The 25441-nt window shown below is 62.3% G+C and carries 20 protein-coding genes and 1 pseudogene; 12 read left to right on the top strand and 9 right to left on the bottom strand.

The genetic code is table 11. The annotated features are described in order from the left end of the window. Window positions 1-325 precede the first annotated feature (325 nt). The 4 genes from BCEP18194_RS21185 to BCEP18194_RS39975 form a co-directional block, all read right to left on the bottom strand. Window positions 326-3664: a VPA1262 family protein gene (locus tag BCEP18194_RS21185; RefSeq protein WP_011353303.1), complete on the bottom strand. Its 3339-nt coding sequence runs from the start codon at window positions 3662-3664 to the stop codon at window positions 326-328. 172 nt (window positions 3665-3836) lie between these two features. Beyond that, on the bottom strand, window positions 3837-7877 hold the full coding sequence (locus BCEP18194_RS21180) for a helix-turn-helix domain-containing protein (RefSeq protein ID WP_244272907.1): 4041 nt from the start codon (window positions 7875-7877) through the stop codon (window positions 3837-3839). A gap of 119 nt (window positions 7878-7996) precedes the next feature. Then, entirely contained in the window at window positions 7997-8680 is a 684-nt protein-coding gene (locus tag BCEP18194_RS21175) for a hypothetical protein (protein ID WP_011353301.1), read from the bottom strand. Window positions 8681-8763: 83 nt separating this feature from the next. After that, a complete protein-coding gene (locus tag BCEP18194_RS39975; protein WP_011353300.1) occupies window positions 8764-9441 on the bottom strand; it encodes a hypothetical protein in 678 nt (225 codons plus the stop codon). 88 nt (window positions 9442-9529) lie between these two features. On the opposite strand from BCEP18194_RS39975, the gene BCEP18194_RS39970 reads away from it, so the two are divergent. Next, the gene (locus BCEP18194_RS39970) at window positions 9530-9775 is read left to right on the top strand and encodes a helix-turn-helix domain-containing protein (RefSeq protein WP_081436641.1); all 246 of its coding nucleotides are present in this window, start codon (window positions 9530-9532) and stop codon (window positions 9773-9775) included. A gap of 215 nt (window positions 9776-9990) precedes the next feature. Here BCEP18194_RS39970 and BCEP18194_RS21170 read toward each other — a convergent pair. Both BCEP18194_RS21170 and BCEP18194_RS21165 read right to left on the bottom strand, forming a co-directional pair. Continuing rightward, a pseudogene (locus tag BCEP18194_RS21170) lies at window positions 9991-11025 on the bottom strand (YifB family Mg chelatase-like AAA ATPase); the annotation flags it as partial. Between the two features lie 382 nt (window positions 11026-11407). Continuing rightward, window positions 11408-11659 carry an accessory factor UbiK family protein gene (locus tag BCEP18194_RS21165; RefSeq protein ID WP_006489451.1) on the bottom strand — a complete coding sequence of 84 codons (252 nt, stop codon included), beginning with the start codon at window positions 11657-11659 and terminating at the stop codon, window positions 11408-11410. Between the two features lie 355 nt (window positions 11660-12014). Between BCEP18194_RS21165 and BCEP18194_RS21160 the strand changes: the two genes are divergently transcribed. The 7 genes from BCEP18194_RS21160 (at window position 12015) to ptsP (ending at window position 19441) form a co-directional block, all read left to right on the top strand. After that, window positions 12015-12353, top strand: coding sequence for a P-II family nitrogen regulator (locus BCEP18194_RS21160; protein WP_027789049.1), 339 nt, complete (start codon window positions 12015-12017; stop codon window positions 12351-12353). A gap of 37 nt (window positions 12354-12390) precedes the next feature. Further along, window positions 12391-13905, top strand: coding sequence for an ammonium transporter (locus BCEP18194_RS21155; protein WP_011353296.1), 1515 nt, complete (start codon window positions 12391-12393; stop codon window positions 13903-13905). Window positions 13906-14149: 244 nt separating this feature from the next. Beyond that, on the top strand, window positions 14150-15439 hold the full coding sequence (gene gshA / locus BCEP18194_RS21150) for a glutamate--cysteine ligase (protein ID WP_011353295.1): 1290 nt from the start codon (window positions 14150-14152) through the stop codon (window positions 15437-15439). Window positions 15440-15465: 26 nt separating this feature from the next. Next, entirely contained in the window at window positions 15466-16422 is a 957-nt protein-coding gene (gene gshB / locus BCEP18194_RS21145) for a glutathione synthase (RefSeq protein WP_011353294.1), read from the top strand. 231 nt (window positions 16423-16653) lie between these two features. Continuing rightward, the gene (locus BCEP18194_RS21140) at window positions 16654-17124 is read left to right on the top strand and encodes a PTS sugar transporter subunit IIA (protein WP_011353293.1); all 471 of its coding nucleotides are present in this window, start codon (window positions 16654-16656) and stop codon (window positions 17122-17124) included. A gap of 73 nt (window positions 17125-17197) precedes the next feature. Further along, window positions 17198-17467, top strand: a complete 270-nt coding sequence (locus BCEP18194_RS21135) for an HPr family phosphocarrier protein (protein ID WP_011353292.1) — start codon at window positions 17198-17200, stop codon at window positions 17465-17467. A gap of 201 nt (window positions 17468-17668) precedes the next feature. Then, window positions 17669-19441, top strand: coding sequence for a phosphoenolpyruvate--protein phosphotransferase (gene ptsP, locus BCEP18194_RS21130; protein ID WP_041493126.1), 1773 nt, complete (start codon window positions 17669-17671; stop codon window positions 19439-19441). Window positions 19442-19513: 72 nt separating this feature from the next. On the opposite strand, the gene BCEP18194_RS21125 is transcribed toward ptsP, so the two are convergent. From BCEP18194_RS21125 to gpmA, 3 genes are all read right to left on the bottom strand, one after another. Beyond that, on the bottom strand, window positions 19514-20266 hold the full coding sequence (locus BCEP18194_RS21125) for a HesA/MoeB/ThiF family protein (RefSeq protein WP_041492965.1): 753 nt from the start codon (window positions 20264-20266) through the stop codon (window positions 19514-19516). 104 nt (window positions 20267-20370) lie between these two features. Then, window positions 20371-21918 carry a S41 family peptidase gene (locus BCEP18194_RS21120; protein ID WP_011353289.1) on the bottom strand — a complete coding sequence of 516 codons (1548 nt, stop codon included), beginning with the start codon at window positions 21916-21918 and terminating at the stop codon, window positions 20371-20373. A gap of 273 nt (window positions 21919-22191) precedes the next feature. Next, window positions 22192-22938 (bottom strand): 2,3-diphosphoglycerate-dependent phosphoglycerate mutase, encoded by a 747-nt coding sequence (gpmA, locus tag BCEP18194_RS21115; RefSeq protein WP_041492964.1) that lies wholly within the window; start codon window positions 22936-22938, stop codon window positions 22192-22194. A gap of 135 nt (window positions 22939-23073) precedes the next feature. Here gpmA and BCEP18194_RS21110 point away from each other — a divergent pair, with 135 nt between their 5' ends. The 4 genes from BCEP18194_RS21110 (at window position 23074) to BCEP18194_RS21095 (ending at window position 25370) form a co-directional block, all read left to right on the top strand. Beyond that, a complete protein-coding gene (locus tag BCEP18194_RS21110; RefSeq protein WP_011353287.1) occupies window positions 23074-23496 on the top strand; it encodes a rhodanese-like domain-containing protein in 423 nt (140 codons plus the stop codon). Next, entirely contained in the window at window positions 23493-23753 is a 261-nt protein-coding gene (gene grxC / locus BCEP18194_RS21105) for a glutaredoxin 3 (RefSeq protein ID WP_039346228.1), read from the top strand. The genes BCEP18194_RS21110 and grxC overlap by 4 nt, the downstream gene beginning before the upstream one ends. Before the next feature lie 107 nt (window positions 23754-23860). After that, the gene (secB, locus tag BCEP18194_RS21100; protein ID WP_011353285.1) at window positions 23861-24343 is read left to right on the top strand and encodes a protein-export chaperone SecB; all 483 of its coding nucleotides are present in this window, start codon (window positions 23861-23863) and stop codon (window positions 24341-24343) included. A gap of 28 nt (window positions 24344-24371) precedes the next feature. Next, window positions 24372-25370, top strand: coding sequence for an NAD(P)H-dependent glycerol-3-phosphate dehydrogenase (locus BCEP18194_RS21095; RefSeq protein WP_011353284.1), 999 nt, complete (start codon window positions 24372-24374; stop codon window positions 25368-25370). Window positions 25371-25441: the final 71 nt, after the last annotated feature.

Raw genomic sequence — 25441 nt, 5'->3', positions numbered from 1 at the left:
GGCCGACCTCTGCGCGACATACTCCCAAGTCGGGCCATTGAGTGCTAATTGGCTTGCGTTAGACAGTCGGGACGTCCCAACTCAGCTACGGTGTCGAAGTGTAGAAGCCAGAGCGCATGGCGGTCATGCCAACGGCCAATCACACCCGTGTCCCGGCGAGAACCGTACCTTTCAAAATTCGCCGTGCGGCCGGTCGCTGGTGCTCTGGCCGGCAGATACCTTTTCAATATGGATGCTCCTGCCGTGAAAACAATGTTTTTGTTCATCGTTGACGGACTACATAACTAGCCTAATCGCTCTGCCGTCATAGCGGCAGGACAAAGACCTATTTTTTAAATTCGAGTAGATTCGTAACGACTTTCCAATACCGAAGCAAAGGTCCCTCGACTGTACTAGATTCGGACCAATCTGTCCGATCGACAATGCCAGCTGTTTTTTTATATATCTTCCCCATCTCTTCCATCTGAGCGCGTGGTATCGGGCCACTTGCGTTCGCGAACATAAGACGAACTAGGCTTCCGATCCACATTGCCTTGTGATATTCGTCGCGGGTGCGTGAGTAATTCACTTGGTGCGCGAGAATTTGCGTGACCGTCCGATGGATGGAGTCCGCTTCGGTTGAGAATCGTTTCAGAAGTTCCTTCTGTTTGGAGGCCGAGCAGCACAGCAGAAGCGCTGCAATTTGCTCAGTAAACACACCTTCGCTTTGAACGTCGAATAGCAGGGTGCCACGCGATTCGGACTGTTTCCAGTACGCAAAAAGCTCATCCACCCATGCCTGTGCAACATCGTCGGGAGAAAGTCTTTCGGCTTCAACCAAGGGAGCGATTACGTCGGCCAGAATCCATGGTTTAGCTTCGTAGATCCTGCCGAGAGGGTTCCGCATCGAATCGAGAAGAGCATCCAGTGCACCCTTGTCAATCTCCTGCGGAAGCATCTGATGCAACTCGGCAATTATTGCAATCCGCAATGGCGTTGTGCCGCGGCCGCTTCGTGCAAGAAGCCATCCCAGAACGCAGGCCTTCTGAACCTGAGAAAGATGTCCGACGTCCTGGATCCGAGGGAGTAACTTGTGGTCGTCCTGAAGAAGGGTTTCCAGTGCTACGAAACCCAGCCATTGGACATAGTGATTGCTGCTCGACAGGAGCGCGTCGAGCTGGGCATTCGAACAACCGAACCCCGTCCCGAGGGAGATGTGCGATATCGCCTGGAACAGCAATAACTGGCGTCGACGATTATCGTCGTTAGGCCCCTCAGCCTGCTGCTCCATCCATCGCACTAGCGCCTGGGGTGCGAAGTACCACAGCACTTTCAAAGCGTATTGGTCGCCCCATGAAAGCCTGGTGAAACGCTCGTGATACGCATGATGGCGATAACGATGTGTCCGCAGAAGCTCTTCGTGCGAACTTTGCATCTCCTTCATTGTGTCTGCAATCGGGCCGCTGTGCAGTGGTTGAATTGCGTCTGCACGATCCACGCGCAGGAACTCCACGAGCAAATTACTTAGTGCGTCATTGGGCGCGGGCGGATTGGTGCTCAACTCCGTAACATAAACCCCCGCTGGTGAGTGGGCCAGCAAGGTTGCCATTGCGTCCCACCATGAATTGAAATCGGATACATCCTGCCCGTGCGACCAGAATTTCTCCGGCACATGATCAAACGCCTCCGTATGAAATCTCTCGCTTTCATCGAGCAAAGAAAGACCTTGAAGTAAATTTTGTAGCGTATTCCCAGTCAAATGAGCCAGCGAGTCGTACCCGGTCCACCAGGAAAGTACGTCTCCAGCGCGTTGCATGGAAAAAAGGTCTGGATGCGAGCCTGTCTCGCGTATATTTGGCTCATCGTTCGAATCGAACAGTACCATTGCATCGACGCCTTCGTGTGGTACGTCGGACGCGCGCTCGGCTACACGCTGCAACATCCTGTCGGTGTAGTCGCAAACTTGCCGTAGCACATCGAAGGGAATCGGCGTGATGAGCAATGGGAAATTCTCGTTCGCCTTCTGAATCGAGTTCGACAGATGGAATCCCACCACCGGTTCCATTTTTACATCTCTGATAACTATCATCCGGTCGTGGAGCGTTTCGTCGGGAAGACCTACAACCTGCAGTCGAACGCCCTTCATTTGACGGTTCCAGGCTTTACAGGCGGAGACCAGTCGGGAGACGCGGGTGCCAACCGGAGTATCTGGCTCATCGTCAATGTGGCCGTGCGCGTTCCTGTGCAGGATGTGCTCGTACCAGTTATCAATGGTCTGCGGTTTCAGAGCATGCGTAAATATGACGTAGCTTCCGTTCGTGAAGCCATACTTGTTGATGAGCGTGATCCCGACATCCTCCATGAACGGATCAAACCAGACGATATGTTTGTCTTGATGCACCGCGAAGAGACGCTTGAGCCACTCTGCAAGCGCAAGCCGTCCCGTGTTATCGCCCTCCGAATACCGTTCGAGAAATTGTGCTTCTGAAGCGGGAGGTACGAGCTTCGATGTTACGTCGGCTACCAGTCGATTGGCTGTTACCCATGGATCAGCCTTGCGGCCACCTACGACGTTGAGTGATGTGTGATTGCTTCGAGAGATTGTCTGTGCTGCCTCGAGACGCTCGGTATGTGAACGATGCAAAGCTATTTTTAGCCAATCGAAATTGACACGAGTGATATTGCCTTGCATTTGCATCTGCACTCCTACTTCCCGAACCAGATGCGCGCCCCAATGAAAGCGTCGAAACGACGTGACAGAGCCATGTTCCCGCGTCTCAACCAGCACGGTGAGTGCATCCACCATGCCGACTTGATGCGCAGGAACATCGAGCCAAACCTCCCGTGGCCACCGCCCGGTCTCTGACGTTTTCGTACGGCTAACGTAAAATGCACAGTCGTCGTTGAGAAGCTGCAACTCTATTTCAATATCACCTGCAACACCTGGCAGCAGGTCCTTTGCAATGGATACCCGTACACCCGGGGGATCAGACTTTAGCGATGTCTGAACTTTCACAAGTTGCCGTTCGGCGTCATCCAGCGCGGGGAATACTCCAAGTTCGATGTCGCCAAGTCTCCACGCGTCCACGCTTGAGAAGTCAAGTCCAGTACCAGCCTTCAGAGCGTCGGTTACCAGTTTGGCCAGTTCAGGTCGCGCATAGCCATCCAGGGTAAACATCTCACCTTTTGACAGACACGTAACGGCAGCGCTGTCCATGCTTGCATTGCTCGCCTGACTTAATCTCTTGGTCCTGAACAGGAAGTAGTCGCGGGTCGGCAGGTGCATTACCGGTCGTAGCGCGAGCGCGCTGCTCAGCGTGACACCGGCAAATCGGACTGCTGCTTGTGAGAGTTTGATGCCGGTGCTCTGGCTTGCGTCGCCAAGGGACTTACCTTCGACTAGAAGTGTCAGAAGGTCACGTACCCGATTCGATTCGACAAAGGTAGTAACGCGTTTGACCTGTGCTTCGAACAATTCCTCGACAGGCTTGAACGAATCCTCGCGCTGAGTGTTCCACGTATTGTTCACGAAGTCGGACGGCAAGATACGCCCGTACACCATCTGGGTGGTAACACCATCCACAGACTTTATCTGGAGGATCCACATCTCGACCATACATGGCGCTTCTCCGGAGTCGAAGAGACGTGCGAGTCGTTTTTCCGAAAGAATATCGTTCAAATGCATGTTTTTTCAGTAGGTCTAGTGGCCGCGACGACCGGCCTTGTGTTGTTCTTCGAGAAGTGTTGTCTCATCTCGTGGCATTGTTGCGCATACATACTGCTGAAATTCATTGTCAACAGCCCGAGCGGAATCGGCGCTTTTGACCTGCCTGTATTATGCGGCTCGCTCAACTGGATTAAAGCCAGTCTCTTTGGTCCGCCCCAATATCCTCCCGATTTGCATCGGCTTCGTACATTTCGGCTATTCGCTCCAGACATGCCGCAGTTCGTGGCCAGTCAAAACGAAGCTCGCCGGCATCGCGCCGATATTGGTGCGCGAGAGCACGCTCCTGATCGCCTCCATCGTGGGGCATTCGCACCGTTACGCCACGCCGGTTATACACGCCGAGTTCCAAGCCTCGTTCCAATTCCTTGCTCCTGACAAGTTCGATGGCTGCACACACTGGCTCGGGCGGCCACGGGTCGCCGGCTTTGCGCTTTGCCGCTGACAGAATCTCACCGATCTTCTGGTCCCCGATGGTTGTGCGTCCTGCTTCGGAGAGAAGTTTGCGCGCCTGTTTTATCCAAAGCTCCAGCGACTCCCCGTCGACTTCTCCGTGATCATCTGCGCCAGGTACATGCGACCATTCATCGAGCACGTTATATGCGTGACTCGCCAAGTCCTGCGCTTTTGCCGGATCGACAGAATCCGTCTCGACAATGCCGCTTCCTTCTTCAGGAAGGAAAATCAGCTTGATCAGGTAGACAAAAAATTCTGGGTCGCGGGCCAAGGCACGGTGAAGAGTTCGCGTGGAGCGCCGTGAGTAACGCAGTGCATCAAAATAGATAAACTCGAGGCTGGCGATATCTTGCTCGCTTACGCTTGGATCGGTATCGAGATGGTCAAGGATCACTCCGACGTTATGGCTGAGCATTGTTGCAGCGTTTCCTTCAAGCGGCTGCGCGAGTTTTGTCGCCGCGCGTAATGCTGCGATGAGCAAGTGCCCAGCGGGCTTTGTCTGAATATGTTGGGATAGCCAACTAATGGCGTCAACAGCACGGTCCCATTTCAGCAATCGTTCGACAACGTCACCAGCCTCTGCTTCTCGAGGAATCCAGTACACAGGCAATGAACGCCAATAGGCCTCACTCAACGTTAGGCCACGATGGTCTATCTCTTCCCATGTTGATCTTTCTACGGGAAGTCCTCGAACGATTCGGACCTCGGCTTCCGGTCCCCATCCTTCAGCTATGGCTTGCTGCCACAAACGCCGGGTCCAGGAAGCTCCATCCGTGCCGGCTTGTGTCATTAGCCCCTGGAAGATACCCAGCCCGACCTCTGCTTCTAAAGGTTCAGCAGCGGAGATGCCTCTCTTCATCAACGCATGCTTGAGTTCACTTTGTGCATCAGCGTTTGCGATCCCGATGCCGAGAGCGTGTCGCATCGTAACTGTCGACGCGAAAGCGAATAGATCGTCCTCGGGCAACTCAGCCAATAACTGGTTTGCCGCCTCAATCTGCTTTTTTGCCAAGTCGGCTTGCTCGAGATTCCAGTCAACATTCGGTCCCAACGTCGCCGCGCCGGGGCGGAAAAGCCATCGGACGCGCTCCTGCGTGCCGGCTGGTTGTAGCGTCTCGAAAACTGCGTCCAGCGGCTTCAGATCATCTTCACGCATTGCCCATTGCGCGTCCGAAAAAGCGCGGTGTTGAGACAGTAAGGACCGTAGCTGGTCGCGCATTGCCTCAATCTCTTTTGGGTCGTCAAGTCCGCGGGCCATGACGGTCAATTGTTCGGTCGCCTGTTTGCGCCACTCGGAATCAAAATTCGGCCAGTGATCCAGCAGTTGAGTCCACCGCGCCAAATCATTTCCGACGTTCTGCAGTAGACGCTGGCCGATATTGCGGCCTGCTTCACCGAGTGCTTGCACGGTAATTTCTTCGCGCCTATCCGGTGTGAAATCGCGCCATTTGGGCTTCGCTGAAGGCTCCGTCACGTCATGAAAACTGGGTGCCAGCTTCAGCAAGAGTGACCATCCGACTGCCGGATGTTGTCGCGTGATTGTGTCGATTACCTTGAGTCGCTCGGCGGGAGTCGCGTACGTCTGCGGAGACCAACTGACAAAAATGCGTCGAAGAGAAACAAAAGGCCTGTTGTTCCACTTTCCTCCCGGATCAATTTCATGGAGGCGTGCGAGCAGCAGCGCGGATTTCGCGAGGTAATCCGGACTTCGAGCCAGTATCTCCAATGCCCATAGCAAGTTCGACAGGTATTCCGTGGGATGTAACATCCCTTCATCGCTACGGAACAGGGACATGATCGGTGGGGCATTTCCATCGAGGCCCGCTTCTATGGCATCCAGGAACGCGCTAGGTGCAGCTTCGGCCAGATTTATGAAGTCGCCGGAAAGTGACCACCATAGGGACGGCCCAGCCTTATCGAAGAGCTTGCGAACTGCGCGGTCGGCACGTCCCCGGAGATCGGGGGCGAAGGCAACTCCCTCTGGAAGAACGGCGATCGCGATCATTGCCTCCGTCAGGCCACTGCGGGTCGCTGCAGACGGTTGTTCCTCGAATTCGCCATCCGCTTCGTAATAGATACTCTTCGGGCGCGTCGCGAAGCGTGGATTGACCGCACCGAGTACCCTATGAAAGGTCTGTTCAAATCGGTCTAGCTGGGTTGGCGTAACCCTGTTGCCGAGCTGCATCCAGAGATCGCGGAGTGACACGACTTTCCAGAGTTCGCCCGAGCGAACCAGCGGGCCGCCGGCCGAAGCCGCTAACGGGATAAGGGCTTCCTCGATTTGCTCGTACGGGCGGTCAGCCAGTTCACTGAGTACCTTTTGATCTTGTGTTGACGTTCCCACCCATGCCCCGGCGAACATGGCCGCGATCAGTGCCGGGTCAGCTTTTTTTGCCCATTCAAGCTGCTGGTGCGGGGCGGCGGGTTTCAACCGCCGCAGTACAGTAATACTTCGCCCCGCTGCATGTGCATACGCGTGGGCGTTTTCCTCTTCTATGCCGGCTTGGACAAGCGCCAGTTTGAGATCGAATTTCCATGGCCGACGGAGCCGTCGCATGCCGCTTGAATGGTTGCTTGTGCTGGAGCCATATGCGGCGAAAACGTGATGTCCCTCATCCACCAGGCGTTGCGCAAGTCCGGGTTCCGGATCGGAGAGGACAATATTCAGCGGCGTTCCGAGCCCGACAAGTTGCCTTGCTATATCACTGTTTTCAGCGACAACACTGCGGCTCCAATGCCACAACTTGTAGTGCTCGGGCAGCGGACTGATTGCGGCATACAGGAAAGCCATTGCTTCTTCTGGGTCGTCTGCCTGCAGCGAAAGAAGCTGCGGCTGTTCTCGTAGCCACCTAAGTACTGCGATCTGATCTTCATCACGTCCGGCAAGAAGCACATCCGTGGTAATGGGTATCGTGCTCGCCCCGATCCATTCGGACCAAACTTCTTCCAGGGTCCGCAGTCCTTGGGGGCGACGACCTGTCTTGATCGATAGCCATTGTGCTACTGCCGGACACATTTCTAGCCAATGCACAAGATCGTCGCCATCGATTAACGCAACATCTCTCCACACGCCGCGTGCCTTTTGCTTCGCGATCCAGTCATCCTTTTTGGGAAATCGTTGTGGCGTTACGAAGACAAAGATCGTTTGCGAAGGATCGTGCCCGAGCGGGTCCTTCGTGCGCTTCTCGAAATCGTCGTCAGCTTTCTTGCTAATCCTTGTGCGTTGCGTCCCGATTTCCCATGCTGAATTTCCGGTTGGGACATAGGTCGCCCCGATATCGCTTATGCACTGACCGTCCCATCCGCCGTGCTGGACGCTTTCGTCCGAAGGGAAGCGGACGTCTGCGGCTGGCCCTACCGTCGCAAAAATCAAGCGGCGGAGCAGCTCCGGCATAGCGCCCTGCGCGTCCCGTCGCTCTCCCCACTGGGAGAGGTCTGTTGCATTCACCCAGCGCATCAATCCGCCCGGGCTCGCAGCTCGAGGGGAGGACGGGAGTCTGCTCTTTTCAACAACACCGCCGGCAACAAATTGAAGCCCTTCAGCTTCGAGGGCGTTTCGGATGGCCTCGGCGTTATTGGCTACCGGCGTACGAACCCCACGCTCGAAGTCCGCGATTGTCGATGTGGCGACGCGGGCCTTTCTGGCTAACTCCTGCTGAGACCAAGCCAGAAGTGCGCGAGCAGCTTTGACCTGCTCCGGAACTAGTTCGTCGCCCAATGCCAACCTCATATTTAAAATATGAGATCAATCTAGAATGCTGATACTGGTTAGTCAAGCGTATTTGTGTAGGGTAGGCATTGTTGATTTGAGGCAGCACGACACATGGGTGTGACGAGTCATAGCGACGTCATGTGCTCGAGAGTGGTGTCATAGATAAATATCTCGCCGAACGAATGAGTCGGGAGTCGGCATTTGACGCTGCTGACAAGCGCGTCCCAATCATCTTGGAAGCAGAGGTTGCCGGGCGTGCACGGGATTACCAGGATTGTTCCAGGCGGGTAGTTTTTTTTGATCTTCTTCGATATCCGATCAAGAACAATATTGCTGAAGCTCTGCGCGTACTCGACGCCGGCGTAGACGACTGGGTCTGAGGCAATCTCGCCGGACTTGCGGCGCTTTACGCCGTCGGGGCTGAAGCAAGCTCCACTCTTCGTGATTAGCTCTCTGCATAGATGGTCGTTGCTGTGCACGGCGCAGGTTACTTCTAGGTACACTCGAGACGGGTGGTGCCCTTTGGATACATAGTCTCCGTGCTGCTCCAGCTCGGCATCGAAGGCCTGATTTCCGTCTATCCACCGTACCGAAATGTATCGTCCCGGACGATAGCGAGCCTGCACGAACTTGCATATCGGCAGTAGTTCTTCCAGGATTTTCTTTTCGACATCCGATGCGCGCATGCGGAGCTTAACTCGTCCCTCTTCAGTCTGTCTGAGACCTTCGAATATGCGATATACGTGTAGGCAAAATTCGAGACCATCGAGCGAGACGTTATCGAGGTCGGACAGGTCAAAGCTATCCATTTTTCTCCTGTGCTGGTCGGCCAGAGATGCCGAATAGCCGTCGAGTAATCACTTCCAGCTATGTATCGATGTGTCTGCATGTATTACGTCGAAAACTTTAGAACATATCTCTGGCCTTCGTCAGTAAGGTAGAACGCGAGTGATCGGCCCCCGATATGCGCGTTATGTGTAGACATTGATAGAAGACCAAGTGATACAAGGAAGTCGGTGTCACTCTTTTTCGCGCCAAGCTGCTGGCGACTGCAGCCAGGAAGATCATGCACGCGCTTCAGTGCCGTGACGTGATCGTCACCAAGAGCCTTTTGTGATTGCCAGGCCAGTAGTCGATGGCGGTGGCAATACCACATTGCCGAGGCCGATTTGACTTCTGCAGCTTGCATCTCTTGCGGGCCATAGAAGGCCAAGGTACGCACTCGGCGGCAACCTGGGTGGTTGCAGGGGAGGTCCATCGTTCCGCCGCTTTCATCGATTTCTCGGTCCGCCCATCGACGGATCGTGGCCTCGTCGACTAGATGGCGTTCCGCGGTGATGGTCATCGGGTTTCTAAACCACTCCGAAAGCCGCCGAAACGGAACGGCTATGTATTCACCTCGGTACCAGACGTCCACGGAGCCTCTGATCATGAGAGCGCCGACCAGGTCGATGTGGCCGCGAGAAATTGGTCCATTCCCCGTATCGACTGTATCGAGCACGCGCTCAAAATAGGCCAGCCCGCTTCGAACATCCGCGAGTGCCGACCGCACTTCGTCTTGTTTGATCAAACCTCAGTCATCCCAAGTGATGGGCCAGTGGCGAAAATGGGTCGTAAATGCCGTGGCCAATCTGGCATGGTACATCGACCATATCCCGATGGAAAGGGTATCTGGTCGAAGCGATACGGAGGCGAACCTTAAGGAAGTGGGGAAGGCTATTCGCGTTCGTCGGCTAGAGCTCGACATTTCTCAGGAAACGCTTGCTCATCTTGCCAACATTGACCGAAGTCATATGGGCAAAATCGAACGTGGTGAGCGTAACGTTACGCTGCTGAACCTGCTCAAAATTGCGCGCGCACTTTCCTGCCGTCCCTCGGAACTGTTGGGGGCCGCTGGCCTGTGAACTTCCGCGCGATTTCCGTGGATCAATAGCCCACACTCGCTGGTCCTTGTCTTTCGTTGCGTCATATCGATGATTGCCCGGTTACGGGTAGCTACTCAGGCGTGTGCGGAGACCATGTTATCCCTGCGTGATAGTGGGCTGGCTCTTCGCCGCCCCTCGATACCGTAAGAAGGGTAGATCCATGCGGACAAACAACAATTTCAATACCTAACCTCCAGCTCGTCGAGGAACAGCACGCCGAGGTGCGCGAGCGTGATCTCGCCTGGTTGCGGCGGGTTGCGGCCGCCGACCAGCGCGGCGGCGCTCGACGAGTGATGTGGTGCGCGGAACGGCCGCCGACGCCACTGCGCGGGCGAGAAGCCGAGGCGGCTCGCGGAGAGGAGCGCCGCCGACGTCAGCGCCTCGTCGTCGGTCAGCGGCGGCAGGAGGCCCGGCAGCCGGGCGGCCAGCATCGACTTGCCGGCGCCCGGTGGCCCGACCATCAGCATGTGATGGCCGCCCGCGGCCGCGACTTCCAGCGCGCGGCGGGCGCCGCGCTGGCCGACCACATCGGCGAGATCGGGGGCGGCCGGCATCGGCAGGTCGTCGAGGCACGGCGCGGCGACCGGCGTGAGCTGCCCGTCCGGCGCATCGGTGAGGTGTGCGCACAGCGCGGGCAGGTCCGGCGCGCCGAATACGGTGACGCCCGGCACGAGCGCGGCCTCGGCGGCGCTGGCGAGCGGCAGGTACAGCTCGGGGGTGTTCGACGCAGCGGCGGAGCCCGCCTCCGGGCCGGCCCGTTGGCCACCGCTGCCTGAACCGGAGAGCGTGCCGGAACCGAAACCGGAAGCCGCGCCACTTTCCGCAGACTGCCAGTCCCGCGCGACCCCACAGGCCATCGCGAATGCGCCGCGCATCGGCCGCAGTGCGCCCGTCAGCGACAGTTCGCCCGCGAATTCGCGGCCGGCCAGCGCGCCGGCCGGGATCTGGCCGTTCGCGGCGAGGATGCCGAGCGCGATCGGCAGGTCGAACCGCCCCGACTCCTTCGGCAGGTCGGCCGGCGCGAGGTTGACGGTAATGCGGCGCACGGGAAATTCGAAGCCGCAGTTCTGCAGCGCGGCGCGGACTCGCTCGCGGCTTTCGCGGACTTCGAGATCGGGCAGGCCGACGATCGAGAACGACGGCAGCCCGTTGGCGAGATGGACTTCGACGGTGACGTCCGGCGCACGGCCGGAGGCGGGCGCGCGACTGCGCACCACGGCGAGCGACATGGCGAGGCTCCTGTAAACAAGACGGACGACGGCCGTTCGGGGCCGCATGCCGCGGGAATCGGAGGAATCGGTGCGCGCTTGCCGGCGTGGCGCGGGGAAAGAACGAGGAACAGCGGAACGACGGACTGCGAAGAGCGAGGGGCAGCGAAGAGCGGGGAGACTGCGAAGAGCGACGGACAGCGAAGAGCGAGGGACAACGAAGAGCGAGGGACAACGAAGAGCGGGGAGACTGCGAAGAGCGATGAACAGCGAAGAGCGGGGTGCTGCGGAGAACGACGGCCGACGAAGAGCGGGGACGATTTCAGTACTTCAATGCTTCGAGGGCGGCGGGCGCGAGCCGCACGAGGCGGCCCGCGCCCGGACCTTGTGGCCGGGTAGGGCGTCAGGCTTGCGGCGCGGCGAGCTTCTGCTCGAGTTCCGCGACGCGTTTCTCGAGTTCCTCGAGGCGCACGCGGGTGCGGGCGAGCACCTGCGCCTGCGTGTCGAATTCCTCGCGCGTGACGAGATCGAGCTTCGAGAAGCCTTGCGACAGCATGGCCTTCACGTTGCGCTCGACGTCCTTGGCCGGCGAGTTTTTCAGCAGATCGCTGACGCGCGACTGCAGATCGTTGAAAACGTCGCTGGGTTGCTTCATGTGATTCCCCTTCCTTGCACAAAAAATGTGCATCTTCAGTTGCGTACGTGCCCATGATGCACGCATGACCGGAAATGGTGCGCCCTGGGCGCGAATTCCGGGCATGGCGCCCGCATGGGTGAATGGCCCGGGGATCCGGGACGTGCGTGCACTCTAGCAACGATCCTTTCGCCGCGCCAGCAAACCGGGCCACGTTGGCCATTCGGCCGGGCTTCCGCACCTTACATCACGGGATGCGACCCCTTGATGAAGCCTTTTGAAACGGTGCGCGAACCGACATGGCATGCGAGTTGCTGAGAAGAGTCCGTTACAACATTCCAACCAATTCGACGGGACAACCCAGCGAGAGGACTTCATGAAACTCATTACCGCAATCATCAAGCCGTTCAAGCTCGATGAGACGCGCGAAGCGCTGTCGGCGCTTGGCGTCTCGGGCATCACGGTGACGGAGGTGAAAGGGTTCGGACGCCAGAAGGGGCACACCGAGCTGTACCGCGGCGCCGAATACGTGGTCGATTTCCTGCCGAAGATGAAGATCGAGGCAGCCGTGTCCGACGATCTCGTCGACCAGGCGGTCGAGGCGATCGAGCGGGCCGCGCGCACGGGCAAGATCGGCGACGGCAAGATCTTCGTCACGGCGATCGAACAGGTAATCCGGATTCGCACCGGGGAGACCGGCGCAGACGCGCTGTAACAGAACAGACAAGACAAGCGACAAGAGGAAACCCAAGATGCGCAAACTTCTGATGTCCCTGCTGATGGCCGGCTCGCTGATCGCGGCCGGCGTCGGCTCCGCGCTCGCCGACGACGCGGCGTCCGCCGCGGCCGCGTCCGCCCCCGCCGCAATGGCTTCCGACGCTTCGGCTGCCGCCGCTCCGGCCGCTTCGGCACCGGCTGCCACCGACGCATCCGCCACGGCCGCTGCCGCCGCACCGGCCTCGGGCGCCACCGATGCATCGGCCGCCGCTGCCGCTTCGGCCCCGGCCGCACCGGCCGCGCCGACCGAGCCGTTCACGGTCGATTCGTCGAAGATCAGTGCGGGCGACACCGCGTGGATGCTGACCTCCACCGCGCTCGTGCTGTTCATGACGATCCCCGGCCTCGCGCTGTTCTACGCCGGCATGGTCCGCAAGAAGAACGTGCTCGCGACGGTGATGCAGAGCTTCGCGATCACCGCGGTGATCACGGTGCTGTGGACGGTGGTCGGCTACAGCCTCGCGTTCACGCCGGGCAACGGCTTCATTGGCGGCCTGTCGCGTGCGTTCCTGCACGGGATGACCTACGTCAAGGGCGACAAGGCGACGACGCTGACCGTCAGCCACCTGGCGACGACGATTCCGGAATCGGTCTACTTCGTCTACCAGATGACGTTCGCGATCATCACACCGGCCCTGATCTGCGGCGCGTTCGCCGACCGGATGAAGTTTTCGGCGATGCTCGTGTTCATGACGCTCTGGTCGCTGATCGTCTATGTGCCGATCGCGCACATGGTGTGGGAGCCGACCGGCTGGCTGTCGTCGGATGGCGTGCTCGACTTCGCGGGCGGCACGGTGGTGCACATCAACGCCGGTATCGCGGGCCTCGTGTCATGCCTGATGCTCGGCAAGCGCATCGGCTTCGGTCGTGAATCGATGGCGCCGCACAACCTCGTGCTGACGATGATCGGCGGCTCGATGCTGTGGGTCGGCTGGTTCGGCTTCAACGCGGGTTCCGCAGTCGCGGCCGACGGCCGTGCCGGTTTCGCGATGCTGACGACGCAAGTCGCGACCGCCTGCGCGGCGCTCGGCTGGATGTTCGCCGAGTGGATCTCGCACGGCAAGCCGTCGGTGCTCGGCATCGTGTCGGGTGCGGTCGCGGGTCTCGTCGCGATCACGCCGGCAGCCGGCTTCGTCGGCGTGACGGGTGCACTCGTGATCGGCATCGCAGCCGGCGTCGTGTGCTTCTGGTCGGCGACGTGGCTCAAGTCGAAGCTCGGCTACGACGATTCGCTCGACGCATTCGGCGTGCACGGCGTGGGCGGGATTCTCGGCGCGCTGCTGACAGGCGTGTTCGCGGTCAAGGACATCGGCGGCGCCGACGGCAGCCTGCTGCTGCAGGCCAAGGGCGTGCTGATCACGCTGGTCTACAGCGGCGTGCTGAGCTTCGTGCTGCTGAAGCTGATCGATCTCACGATCGGCCTGCGCGTGTCGGAAGAAGAAGAGCGCGAAGGCCTCGACGTGGTCCTGCACGGCGAGCATGTCGAATAAGTCACAAGAATGACCGGCGGGCCGCCGCGACGACGGCGCCCGCCATGAATGAGCGCAGCGACTTCGGCCCGCCCCACCCGGCGGGCTTTTTTTCTCCTGTCACCCACTGCCGTAGCGCATAACCCTTCGCGCTATCGGGTCAATAGCCGAAAACTTCCTCCAAACCCTTGCGAAGCCGGGAACAATCCCCAAATGGGCAGGGCAATTGCTCTACAATCTTCCTTCTCCCGCTCGCGAGTGATTCATGGTTCCCCACCTCGTTACGGCGTTGAACGGTCCGCTGCTTGAACTCGAGCAGAAGATCCTCGACGCGACGCCTGCGATCGAACGCTGGTTCAGGCTCGAATGGCAGGAACATACCCCGCCGTTCTATTGTTCGGTGGACCTGCGCAACGCCGGCTTCAAGCTGGCGCCCGTCGACGCAAACCTGTTTCCCGGCGCATTCAACAATCTGCCGTCCGAAGTGCTGCCGCTCGCCGTGCAGGCCGCGATGGCCGCGATCGAGAAGATCTGCCCGGACGCGAAGAACCTGCTCGTGATTCCCGAGCTGCCGACCCGCAACGCGTTCTACCTCGAGAACGTCGCACGGCTCGCGACGATCATGCGCCAGGCCGGCCTGAACGTGCGCTTCGGCTCGCTCGACCCGAGCATCACCGACATGACGCCGATCACGCTGGCCGATGGCCAGAAGATCGTGCTCGAACCGCTCGAGCGTTCGCAGCGCCGCCTCGGCCTGAAGAATTTCGATCCGTGCTCGATCCTGCTGAACAACGACCTGTCGGCCGGCATCCCGGCCGTGCTGGAAAACCTGCACGAGCAGTACCTGCTGCCGCCGCTGCATGCGGGCTGGGCCGTGCGCCGCAAGTCGACGCACTTCTCGTGCTACGACGACGTCGCGAAGAAGTTCGCGAAGATGGTCGGCGTCGATCCGTGGATGGTGAATCCGTATTTCGCACACGTGGAAGGCGTCGACTGGCAGGCGCATGAAGGCGAGCAGGCGCTCGCCGACGCGATCGACGGCGTGCTGAAGAAGATCGCGCGCAAGTACCGCGAATACGGGATCAGCGAAAAGCCGTACGTGGTCGTCAAGGCCGACGCGGGCACGGCGGGGCGCGGCGTGATGACCGTGCACGACGCGGCCGAGATCGGCCGCATGTCGAAGGCCGAGCGCGCGCAGATGGCCGAGTCGAAGGCCGGCCTCGCGGTGCGCGACGTGATCGTGCAGGAAGGCGTGTATACGTTCGAGCGCGTCGGCGATGAAGTCGCCGAACCCGTCGTGTACATGATCGACCGCTATGTGGTCGGCGGCTTCTACCGCACGCATGCCGGCCGTGAGCGCGACCAGAACCTGAACGCGCCCGGCATGCACTACGTGCCGCTCGGCTTCGAGCACACCGCGCTGCCGGATGCGGGCGCGAAGCCGGGTGCCGCGCCGCCGAACCGTTTCTACATGTACGGCGTCGTCGCGCGGCTGTCGCTGATCGCGTCGTCGATCGAACTGGAAAAGACCGATCCCGAAGCCATCCAGGTGTAACGGACCTTCGCCAAGTACAGGACCTCATGGACATTCTCTTTATCGCCGACCCGCTCGAGCGCTTCAAGATCTACAAGGATTCGACCTACGCGATGATGGCCGAGGCGGCGCGGCGCGGGCACGCGGTGTACGCGTGCGAGCCGAACCACCTCGCGTGGACGGGTTCGGCCGTCGAGGCCGACGTGCGCCGCATCACGTTCGTCGGCGACCCGGACGACCTGCATCGCGAGACGTGGTACGAGGCCGGGCCGGTCGACGCACGGCGCCTCGAATCGTTCGGCGCGGTGCTGATGCGCAAGGATCCGCCGTTCGACATGGAATACGTGACGTCGACCTGGCTGCTGGAGCTGGCCGAGCGTGCTGGCGCGCGCGTGTTCAACAAGGCGCAGTCGATCCGCGATCATTCGGAGAAGCTCGCGATCGGCGAGTTTCCGCAGTTCGTCGCGCCGACACTGGTCACGCGCGACGCGAAACGGCTGCGCGCGTTCCACGCCGAGCACGGCGACGTGATCCTGAAGCCGCTCGACGGGATGGGCGGGATGGGCGTGTTCCGCGTGAAGCCGGACGGCATGAACCTCGGTTCGATCATCGAGATGCTGAGCCACGACGGCACGCGTTCGGTGATGGCGCAGAAATTCATCCCCGAGATCAAGGCCGGCGACAAGCGCATCCTGCTGATCGGCGGCGAGCCGGTGCCGTTTTCGCTCGCTCGGATTCCGCAGGGCAGCGAAGTGCGCGGCAATCTGGCGGCGGGCGGGCTCGGCGTTGCGCAGCCGCTGACCGCGCGCGATCGCGAGATCGCCGAAACGCTCGGGCCGGTGCTTGCGGCACGCGGGTTGCTGCTGGTCGGCCTCGATGCGATCGGCGACTGGCTGACTGAGGTGAACGTCACGAGTCCGACGTGCTTCCGCGAGATCATGGAGCAGACGGGCTTCGACGTCGCCGCGATGTTCATCGACGCGCTGGAGCGTGCGGCCGCGTAGGCCGCTTTCCCGCGCAACCCCGGCGGCGGCCGCGCAGGTCCCCCGTCGCCGGAGCAGTTCGACCGGCCTGCTACAATGCCCGCTTGCCCGGTGCCGCGATCGCGCACCAAAGGCCCGGCGGTCGGGCCGAAACTGTTGCAAGGCTGAACATGGAACGTTTCCCACACTCGCTACGCTCATTGCCCCGCCGCGGGGTGTCGGCCCGCCAGGGGCGGCCGGGAGCGATCTGACATGGCCGGGATCCTGATCATCGCGCACGCTCCGCTCGCCACCGCGCTGCGGGACTGCATCGCGCACATCTATGGCGGCGTGCCCGCCCGCATCGGCTGTATCGACGTGACGGCGGACAGCGATCCGACCCAGGTGATGGCGTTCGCGCACGCGGAACTCGCGCGGCTCAAGGAAGAGAACGGCGTGGTCGTGCTGACCGACATGTACGGCGCGACGCCCGCGAACATCGCGGGCCAGCTGGCCAAGATCGACAACGTGCGCGTGCTCGCGGGCGTGAACCTGCCGATGCTCGTGCGGGCCGTTTGCTACCGCACCGTGCCGCTCGACAAGCTGGTCGACAAGGCGCTGTCCGGCGGCGCGAAGGGCGTCCACGAGGTGTCGGCCGGTACGCCGCCGCCGCCGACGGAAACCGGCTGCGGCCAGTGCGCGCCGATTCCGCCCGAACCGCAGCCGCGCACCGAATCGCACTGATTTCCCGTTTTCCGTTTTAGACAGCACCGCCGACGCGCGCCGCCGGCGGCCCCGACCGACCCGACCGAGAATCATGCTTCAACAAGAAACCACCATCGTCAATAAATTGGGGCTCCATGCGCGCGCATCGGCCAAGCTTACGCAACTGGCCGGCAACTTCCAGTCGGAAGTCTGGATGACGCGCAACGGGCGCAAGATCAATGCAAAGAGCATCATGGGCGTGATGATGCTGGCGGCGGGCATCGGCAGCACCGTGACGATCGAGACCGAAGGGTCCGACGAGCAGGAAGCGATGGACGCGCTGCTGAAGCTGATCGCCGACAAGTTCGGCGAAGGCCAGTGATCCGTACGCGGGATCGTTGCCGTTTCCAGCCAGAATGCCGCGGAATCCGCGGCATTTTTTTCGTCGGAAGCATTGATGCGGAATGCGCAATGCTGCGGTGCATGCAGTCAGCGGGGAGTCGCGGAATTTATAATCGCTAACCGGGGTCATAAGCGCATCGCAGCAGTGTGCCGCGGCTTTACTTGTACAGAGGAGGTGCGCGTGTCCTTCACGCTGCATGGCATTCCCGTCTCACGTGGTATCGCGATCGGGCGAGCGTATCTGATCGCGCCGGCGGCGCTCGACGTCGCCCATTACCTGGTCGAGGCAAACCAGATCGATGCGGAGGTCGAGCGCTTCCGCACGGCGCTCGAGGTCGTGCATCACGAACTCGAAGCGCTGCGCGCCGACCTGACCGACGACACCCCGAGCGAAGTCGGTGCATTCATCGACGTCCACGCGATGATCCTGAGCGACGAGATGCTCGTGCAGGAAACCATCGACCTGATCCGCACGCGTCGCTACAACGTCGAATGGGCGCTGACCGAGCAGCTCGAGCTGCTCACGCGCCACTTCGACGACATCGAGGACGAATACCTGCGCGAGCGCAAGGCCGACATCGAGCAGGTGGTCGAGCGCGTGCTGAAGGCGCTCGCCGGTGCACCGTCGGCGTCGCAGGCACTGGACCGCGCGGCCAGGAACGGCACGAACGAGATGATCGTCGTCGCGCACGACATCGCGCCGGCCGACATGATGCAGTTCAAGTCGCAGTCGTTCCAGGCGTTCGTCACCGATCTCGGCGGGCGCACGTCGCATACGGCGATCGTCGCGCGCAGCCTCGGCATTCCGGCCGCGGTCGGCGTGCAGCACGCGAGCGCGCTGATCCGCCAGGACGACCTGATCATCGTCGACGGCGACCAGGGCATCGTGATCGTCGATCCGGCGCCGATCGTCCTCGAGGAATATTCGTACCGGCAGTCCGAGAAGCTGCTGGAGCAACGCAAGCTGCAGCGTTTGAAGTTCTCGCCGACGCAAACGTTGTGCGGCACCAAGATCGAGCTGTACGCGAATATCGAGCTGCCCGACGACGCGAAGGCGGCTGTCGACGCCGGCGCGGTCGGCGTCGGGCTGTTCCGTTCCGAGTTCCTGTTCATGCATCAGAAGGAGATGCCGGAAGAGGAGGAGCAGTTCGCCGCGTACAAGCGGGCTGTCGAGTGGATGAAGGGCATGCCGGTGACGATCCGCACGATCGACGTCGGCGCGGACAAGCCGCTCGAGGCACTCGACGAAGGCTACGAGACGGCGCCGAACCCGGCGCTCGGCCTGCGCGCGATCCGCTGGAGCCTGTCCGAGCCGCAGATGTTCCTCACGCAGTTGCGCGCGATCCTGCGCGCGTCCGCGTTCGGCCAGGTGAAGATCCTGATCCCGATGCTCGCGCACGCGCAGGAGATCGACCAGACGCTCGACCTGATCCGCGAGGCGAAGCGCCAGCTCGACGACGCGGGGCTCGCGTACGACCCGAACGTGCGCCTCGGCGCGATGATCGAGATTCCGGCCGCGGCGATCGCGCTGCCGCTGTTCCTGAAGCGGTTCGATTTCCTGTCGATCGGCACGAACGACCTGATCCAGTACACGCTCGCGATCGATCGCGCGGACAACGCGGTCGCGCACCTGTACGACCCGCTGCACCCGGCGGTGCTGCACCTGATCGCCTATACGCTGCGCGAAGCGAAGCGCGCGGGCGTGTCCGTGTCGGTGTGCGGGGAGATGGCCGGCGATCCGGCGCTCACGCGCCTGTTGCTCGGGATGGGGCTCACCGAGTTCTCGATGCACCCGAGCCAGCTGCTCGTCGTGAAGCAGGAGATCCTGCGTGCGCACCTGAAGGCGCTCGAAAAGCCGACGGCCGACGTGCTCGCCGCGTTCGAGCCGGAGGAAGTGCAGGCCGCGTTGCAGCGCCTGTCGGTTGCGGAGCCGCGCGCGGACGCGGCTGCTTGACGCGCGGGCGGCGCCGCTAATCGTAGCGAAGTGTCACCAAGCATGCGCCGCCCGGCGCATGCCCGTCGCGCGTCAGTGCCGGCCCCCGCACACGGGGCAGTCGGCCTGGCGCGCGATTTTCATCGTCGTCCATTCCATCCGCAGTGAATCGAGCATCATCAGCCGGCCGTTGAGCGTCTTGCCGATTTCGCCGATCACGCGCAGCGCCTCGGCGGCCTGCATTGCGCCGATGATCCCGACCGTCGGCGCGAACACGCCCATCGTCGCGCACGCGACTTCCTCGAACGGCTGGTCTTCCGGAAACACGCACGCATAGCAGGGCGCGGCCGGGTCGCGGAAATCGAACGTGCTGATCTGGCCGTCGAAACGCAGCGCGGCGCCCGACACGAGCGGCACGCCGTGCGCGACGCACGCGCGGTTGATCGCATGCCGCGTCGCGAAGTTGTCGGTGCAGTCGAGCACGACGGTCGCATGCGGCACGTGCGCGTCGAGCCACGCGTCGTCGACGCGCTCCGCGACCGCGTTCACCTTCACGTCGGGGTTCAGCTGGGCGAGCGCGTCGCGCCCCGATTCGACCTTGTGGCGGCCGACCGATGCCGTCACGTGCAGGATCTGCCGCTGCAGGTTCGTGAGGTCGACCGTATCGGCGTCGACGAGCGTGATCGTGCCGACGCCTGATGCCGCGAGGTACATCGCGGCGGGTGAGCCGAGGCCCCCCGCGCCGACCACGATCGCATGCGCATCGAGAAAGCGCTGCTGCGCCTCGATGCCGATTTCGTCGACGAGGATGTGACGGGAGTAGCGAAGGAGTTGATCGTCGTTCATGGGGAGTCGTGGGCGAGGCGGCGGAGGTGTCGTTATTTTAGGCGCGCATGAAAAACGGGCCATCGCGGTCTTCCCGCGATGGCCCGTCGGATGCCGGCCGGCGCTTACTGCGGCGCTGACGCGGGCTTCGGTGCGGCTGCCGGCTTCGCGCTTGCGCCCGATGCCTTCGAGGCCGTGGCCTTGCCGGCCGGGCTCTTCGTCGTGCTCTCGGCGAGCAGCGACTTCGATTCCTGGACCGGCTTGCCTTCGAGCTTGTTGAGCGCCTGCTGCATCATGAAGTCGTCGGCGCTGCCGAACTCGATCGGCTTGCGATCGCGATCCTTCTGGCGCTGCTCCGGCGTCTTCTTGTCGTTCTGCTCTTCGAGAATGCGCAGCTGATCCATGCGGCGCTGCTCGCGGTCTTCCTGTTCCTTCTTCTCGTTCGGATCCTGCGTGTTCGCCAGGTGGTTCGAGTAGTCGACCTCGCGCGTCACGAGCACGTCGTCCGGATCGCCGTCCGCGTACTGATCGACCGGCACGTCCGGCGTGATGCCCTTGTTCTGGATCGAACGGCCGCTCGGCGTGTAGTAGTACGCGGTGGTCAGGCGCAGCGCGGTGTCGGCCGTCATCGGGCGGACCGTCTGCACCGAACCCTTGCCGAACGTCGTCTTGCCCATGATCTGCGCGCGCTTCGAATCCTGCAGCGCACCGGCGACGATTTCCGACGCGGACGCCGAATAGGCGTTCGTCAGCACGATCATCGGCACGGTCTTGAAGACCGGCGGCAGGTTCTTCAGCGGATCGCCGTCGAAGGACGGCAGGCGATAGTTGTCATACGTATCGCGGTAGACCTGCTTCGAATCGGCGATCTGGCCGTTGGTCGACACGACGACGGAGTCGGGCGGCAGGAATGCGCCGGCCACGCCGACCGCGCTCTGCAGCAGGCCGCCGCCGTTGTTGCGCAGGTCGAGGACGAGGCCCTTCAGGTTCGGCTGCTGGCGTGCGATGTCCTGCAGCTTCTGGGCGAGATCGGGCGTCGTGCGCTCCTGGAAGCTCGTGATGCGGACATACGCGTAGCCCGGATCGAGGATCTTCATCTTCACGCTCTGGACCTTGATGATCGCGCGCGTGACGGTGACCGGGAACGTGCGGTCGTCGCTCTTGCGGAAGATCGTCAGCGTGACCTTGGTGCCCGGCTCGCCGCGCATCTGCTTCACGGCCTTGTCGAGCGTCATGCCGCGCACCGGCTTGTCGTTGATGCGCGTGATCAGGTCGCCCGGACGGATGCCGGCGCGGAACGCGGGGGTATCCTCGATCGGCGAGATCACCTTGACGAGGCCGTCTTCCTGCGAGATCTCGATGCCGAGACCCGCGAAGCGGCCCTTCGTCTGCTCCTGCAGCTCGTCATAGTCGGTCTTGTCGAGGAACGACGAGTGCGGGTCGAGGCTCGACACCATGCCCTTGATCGCAGCCGTCAGCAGCTTCTTGTCGTCGACCGGTTCGACGTACTCGCGCTTGATCTGTCCGAAGACTTCCGCGAACAGGCGGAGCTGGTCGAGGGGAAGCGGCGCCGTGGCGGTCTGCTCGGCCGATGCGGAAACCTGCAGCGTGGCGAACACGCCCGTGGCGAGGCCCGCGGCAATCAGGCCGATGTTCTTCAATTTCATTCGCATAGAGATCTGGTGCGGTCGGGAAGCGCGTGGCGGTAGCGGGGATGATGTAGCGGACAAGTATAACTGTTCGTCCGATAACTCAGTGGAACGGCGCGAAAAGCGTCGAAAAGGGCCCGGAGCCGGCCCGGCGGGGCACCGCCGCCCGCGCTGCGGGTTCGAAAGCGGATTCGACAGCGCCGGGGCCGCGAAGGTTCGCGCGGTGCGCCGGGCAAGGGCCGGGGCCGGGCGGGCCGCACCGGACGCGGCTCACCCGGCTCACCCGGCCGACGGGCGTCAGCCCGCCTTGCCCTGCTTCGCGACGGCGGCTTGCGCCTGCGCGATCGCGTCCTGGTCGCCGAGGTAATAGTGCTTGATCGGCTTCAGGTTTTCGTCGAGCTCATACACGAGCGGCACGCCGTTCGGGATGTTCAGGCCGACGATGTCGCTGTCCGAGATGCCGTCGAGGTACTTGATCAACGCGCGCAGCGAGTTGCCGTGCGCGGCGATCAGCACCTGCTTGCCGGCGCGGACCGCCGGGGCGATCGACTCGTTCCACAGCGGCAGCACGCGCGCGACCGTGTCCTTCAGGCACTCGGTGAGCGGCAGTTGCTCGCGCGGCACCTTCGCGTAGCGCGGGTCGTTGAACGGCGCGCGTTCGTCGGTCGCCTCGAGCGCGGGCGGCGGCGTGTCGTAGCTGCGGCGCCACACGAGCACCTGGTCGTCGCCGAACTTCGCGGCCGTTTCCGCCTTGTTCAGGCCCGACAGCGCGCCGTAGTGGCGCTCGTTCAGGCGCCACGAGTGGACGACCGGCAGGTACATCAGGTCCATCTTGTCCTGCACGTGCCACAGCGTGCGGATCGCGCGCTTGAGCACCGACGTGTACGCGATGTCGAACGTGTAGCCGGCCTCCTTGAGCAATTCGCCGGCCTGGTAGGCCTCGTTGCGACCCTGTTCGGTCAGGTCGACGTCGACCCAGCCGGTGAAGCGGTTTTCCTTGTTCCACGTCGATTCGCCGTGGCGGATGAGAACGAGTTTGTACATGGATCTTGCGGTCGGTAGTGAAGGAAGCTGTGGCGCGTCGAGCAGGACCCGACCCGGGCCCGCCATCGCGCAAGACGGTTATTTTATAATGGCGGGATTGTCCTCATCCGATTTCTCTTTTTCCGGCGGAATTCCGTGACGTTCTTTACCGATTACACCAACCTGGCCCTTATCGCGATCCTGGTGGTATCCGGCGGCCTGCTGGCCTGGCCCGCGCTGCGCCGCGGCCGTGGCGGCCTGTCCGCCGCAGAGGCGACGCAACTCATCAACCGCCGCAACGCGGTCGTGATCGACGTGCGCGCCGCGTCCGATTTCGCTGCCGGCCACCTGCCGTCGGCACGTCAGGTCGCGGCGGGCGAGATCGGCACGAAGATCGCGCAAGTCGCGAAGAACAAGAGCACCCCGGTGCTGCTCGTCTGCCAGAACGGCCAGCAGTCGCAGAAGGCGGCGCGCGAGGTCGAGGCGGCGGGTTACGCCGAGGTGCACGTGCTCGAGGGCGGCGTGGCCGCCTGGCAGCAGGCCGGGATGCCGGTCGTCAAACAAGGAGTGGCGAAGTGAACAAGGTTTTGATGTACAGCACGCAGGTGTGTCCGTATTGCATCCAGGCCGAGCGCCTGCTGAAGCTGCGCGGTGTCGAGCAGATCGAGAAGGTGCTGATCGACCGCGATCCGGCCCGCCGCGACGAAATGATGACGCGCACGGGGCGCCGCACGGTGCCGCAGATCTATATCGGCGACACGCACGTCGGCGGTTACGACGATCTGTCGAAGCTCGACCGCGAAGGCGGGCTCGTACCGCTTCTGCAAGCGGCCTGATTAGGGCAGAATGGCCGCCGGCCGCGCCGCGGCTTGGGCGCGCAGGATTCATCCGTGGCGGCCGGCGCGAAGCCGGGCCGCCCCGTCACCACTTTTAGGGATACACCATGTCCGACGTCGAAAACCAACCGTTCTTCAACATCCAGCGCGTCTACCTGAAGGATATGTCGCTCGAGCAGCCGAATTCGCCGGCGATCTTCCTCGAGCAGGACATGCCGTCGGTTGAAGTCGAAGTCGACGTCAAGGCCGACCGCCTCGCGGAAAGCGTGTTCGAAGTCGTCGTGTCGGGCACCGTCACCGCGAAGGTGAAGGACAAGGTCGCGTTCCTGATCGAAGCGAAGCAGGCCGGCATTTTCGACATCCGCAACATTCCGGACGAACAACTCGACCCGCTCGTCGGCATCGCTTGCCCGACGATCCTGTTCCCGTACCTGCGTTCGAACATCGCCGACGCGATCACGCGCGCGGGCTTCCCGCCGATCCACCTGGCGGAAATCAACTTCCAGGCGCTGTACGAACAGCGCCTCGCGCAGCTTCAGCAGCAGGCCGGTGCCGCAGCAGGCGCACCGAACGGCACGACGCTGAACTGACGTTTTACTCGGAGGACCGGTGCTGGGTATGAAAGTAGCCGTTCTCGGCGCCGGTGCCTGGGGCACCGCGCTCGCGGGCCATCTGGCCGCGCGGCACGATACGCTTCTGTGGGCGCGCGACGCCGCGCTCATCGCCGGGCTGCAAGCCCGGCACGAAAATTCCCGCTATCTGGACGGCATCGCGCTGCCTGACGCATTGCGCTACGACGCCGATCTCGGCGCCGCGCTCGCGCATGGCGCCGCGGACGACGCACTGTGCGTGATCGCCGCGCCCGTGGCCGGGCTGCGCACGCTGTGCCACGCGATGCGCGACGCAGGCTGCGTGCCCGCGCACGTCGTCTGGGTCTGCAAGGGCTTCGAGGCCGACACGCATCTGCTGCCGCATCAGGTGATCGCGGCCGAGCTGCCCGAACAGCACAGCAACGGCGTGCTGTCGGGGCCGAGCTTCGCCCGCGAGGTCGGGCAGTCGCTGCCCGTCGCGCTGACGGTGGCGAGCACGTCCGCCGAATGCCGCGAGCGCACGCTCGCCGCGTTCCATCACGGCGCGATGCGGATCTATACGGGCGACGACGTGGTCGGCGTCGAGGTCGGCGGCGCGGTGAAGAACGTGCTCGCGATCGCGACCGGCATCGCCGACGGCCTCGGTCTCGGGCTGAACGCACGCGCCGCGCTGATTACGCGCGGCCTCGCCGAAATGTCGCGCCTCGGCGTCGCGCTCGGCGGCCGTGCGGAAACCTTCACGGGCCTCACGGGCCTGGGCGACCTGATCCTCACCGCCACGGGCGACCTGTCGCGCAACCGCACGGTCGGCCTGCAACTGGCGGCCGGCCGCACGCTGAACGACATCCTCGGCGCGCTCGGCCACGTGGCCGAAGGCGTGCGCTGCGCGCAGGCCGTGCTGGCCATCGCGCGCGCGCAGTCGATCGAAATGCCGATCACCGAAGCCGTGTGCGGCGTGCTGTTCGACGGCATCGCGCCGCGCGACGCCGTCAGCGGCCTGCTGCGGCGCGACGCGCGCGCCGAGTAGGGCGCCGGCGCCGCCTGGCGCCGTGTTCGCGTCGGGCGCGCGGCGTCAAAGCGCGCTACGCTTGAACAGTC

Origin of the sequence: Burkholderia lata (assembly GCF_000012945.1) — a bacterium.
Lineage (GTDB): Bacteria > Pseudomonadota > Gammaproteobacteria > Burkholderiales > Burkholderiaceae > Burkholderia > Burkholderia lata.
The sequence above is the reverse complement of the archived record's forward strand: the minus strand, read 5'-3'. Positions and strand labels throughout refer to the sequence as shown.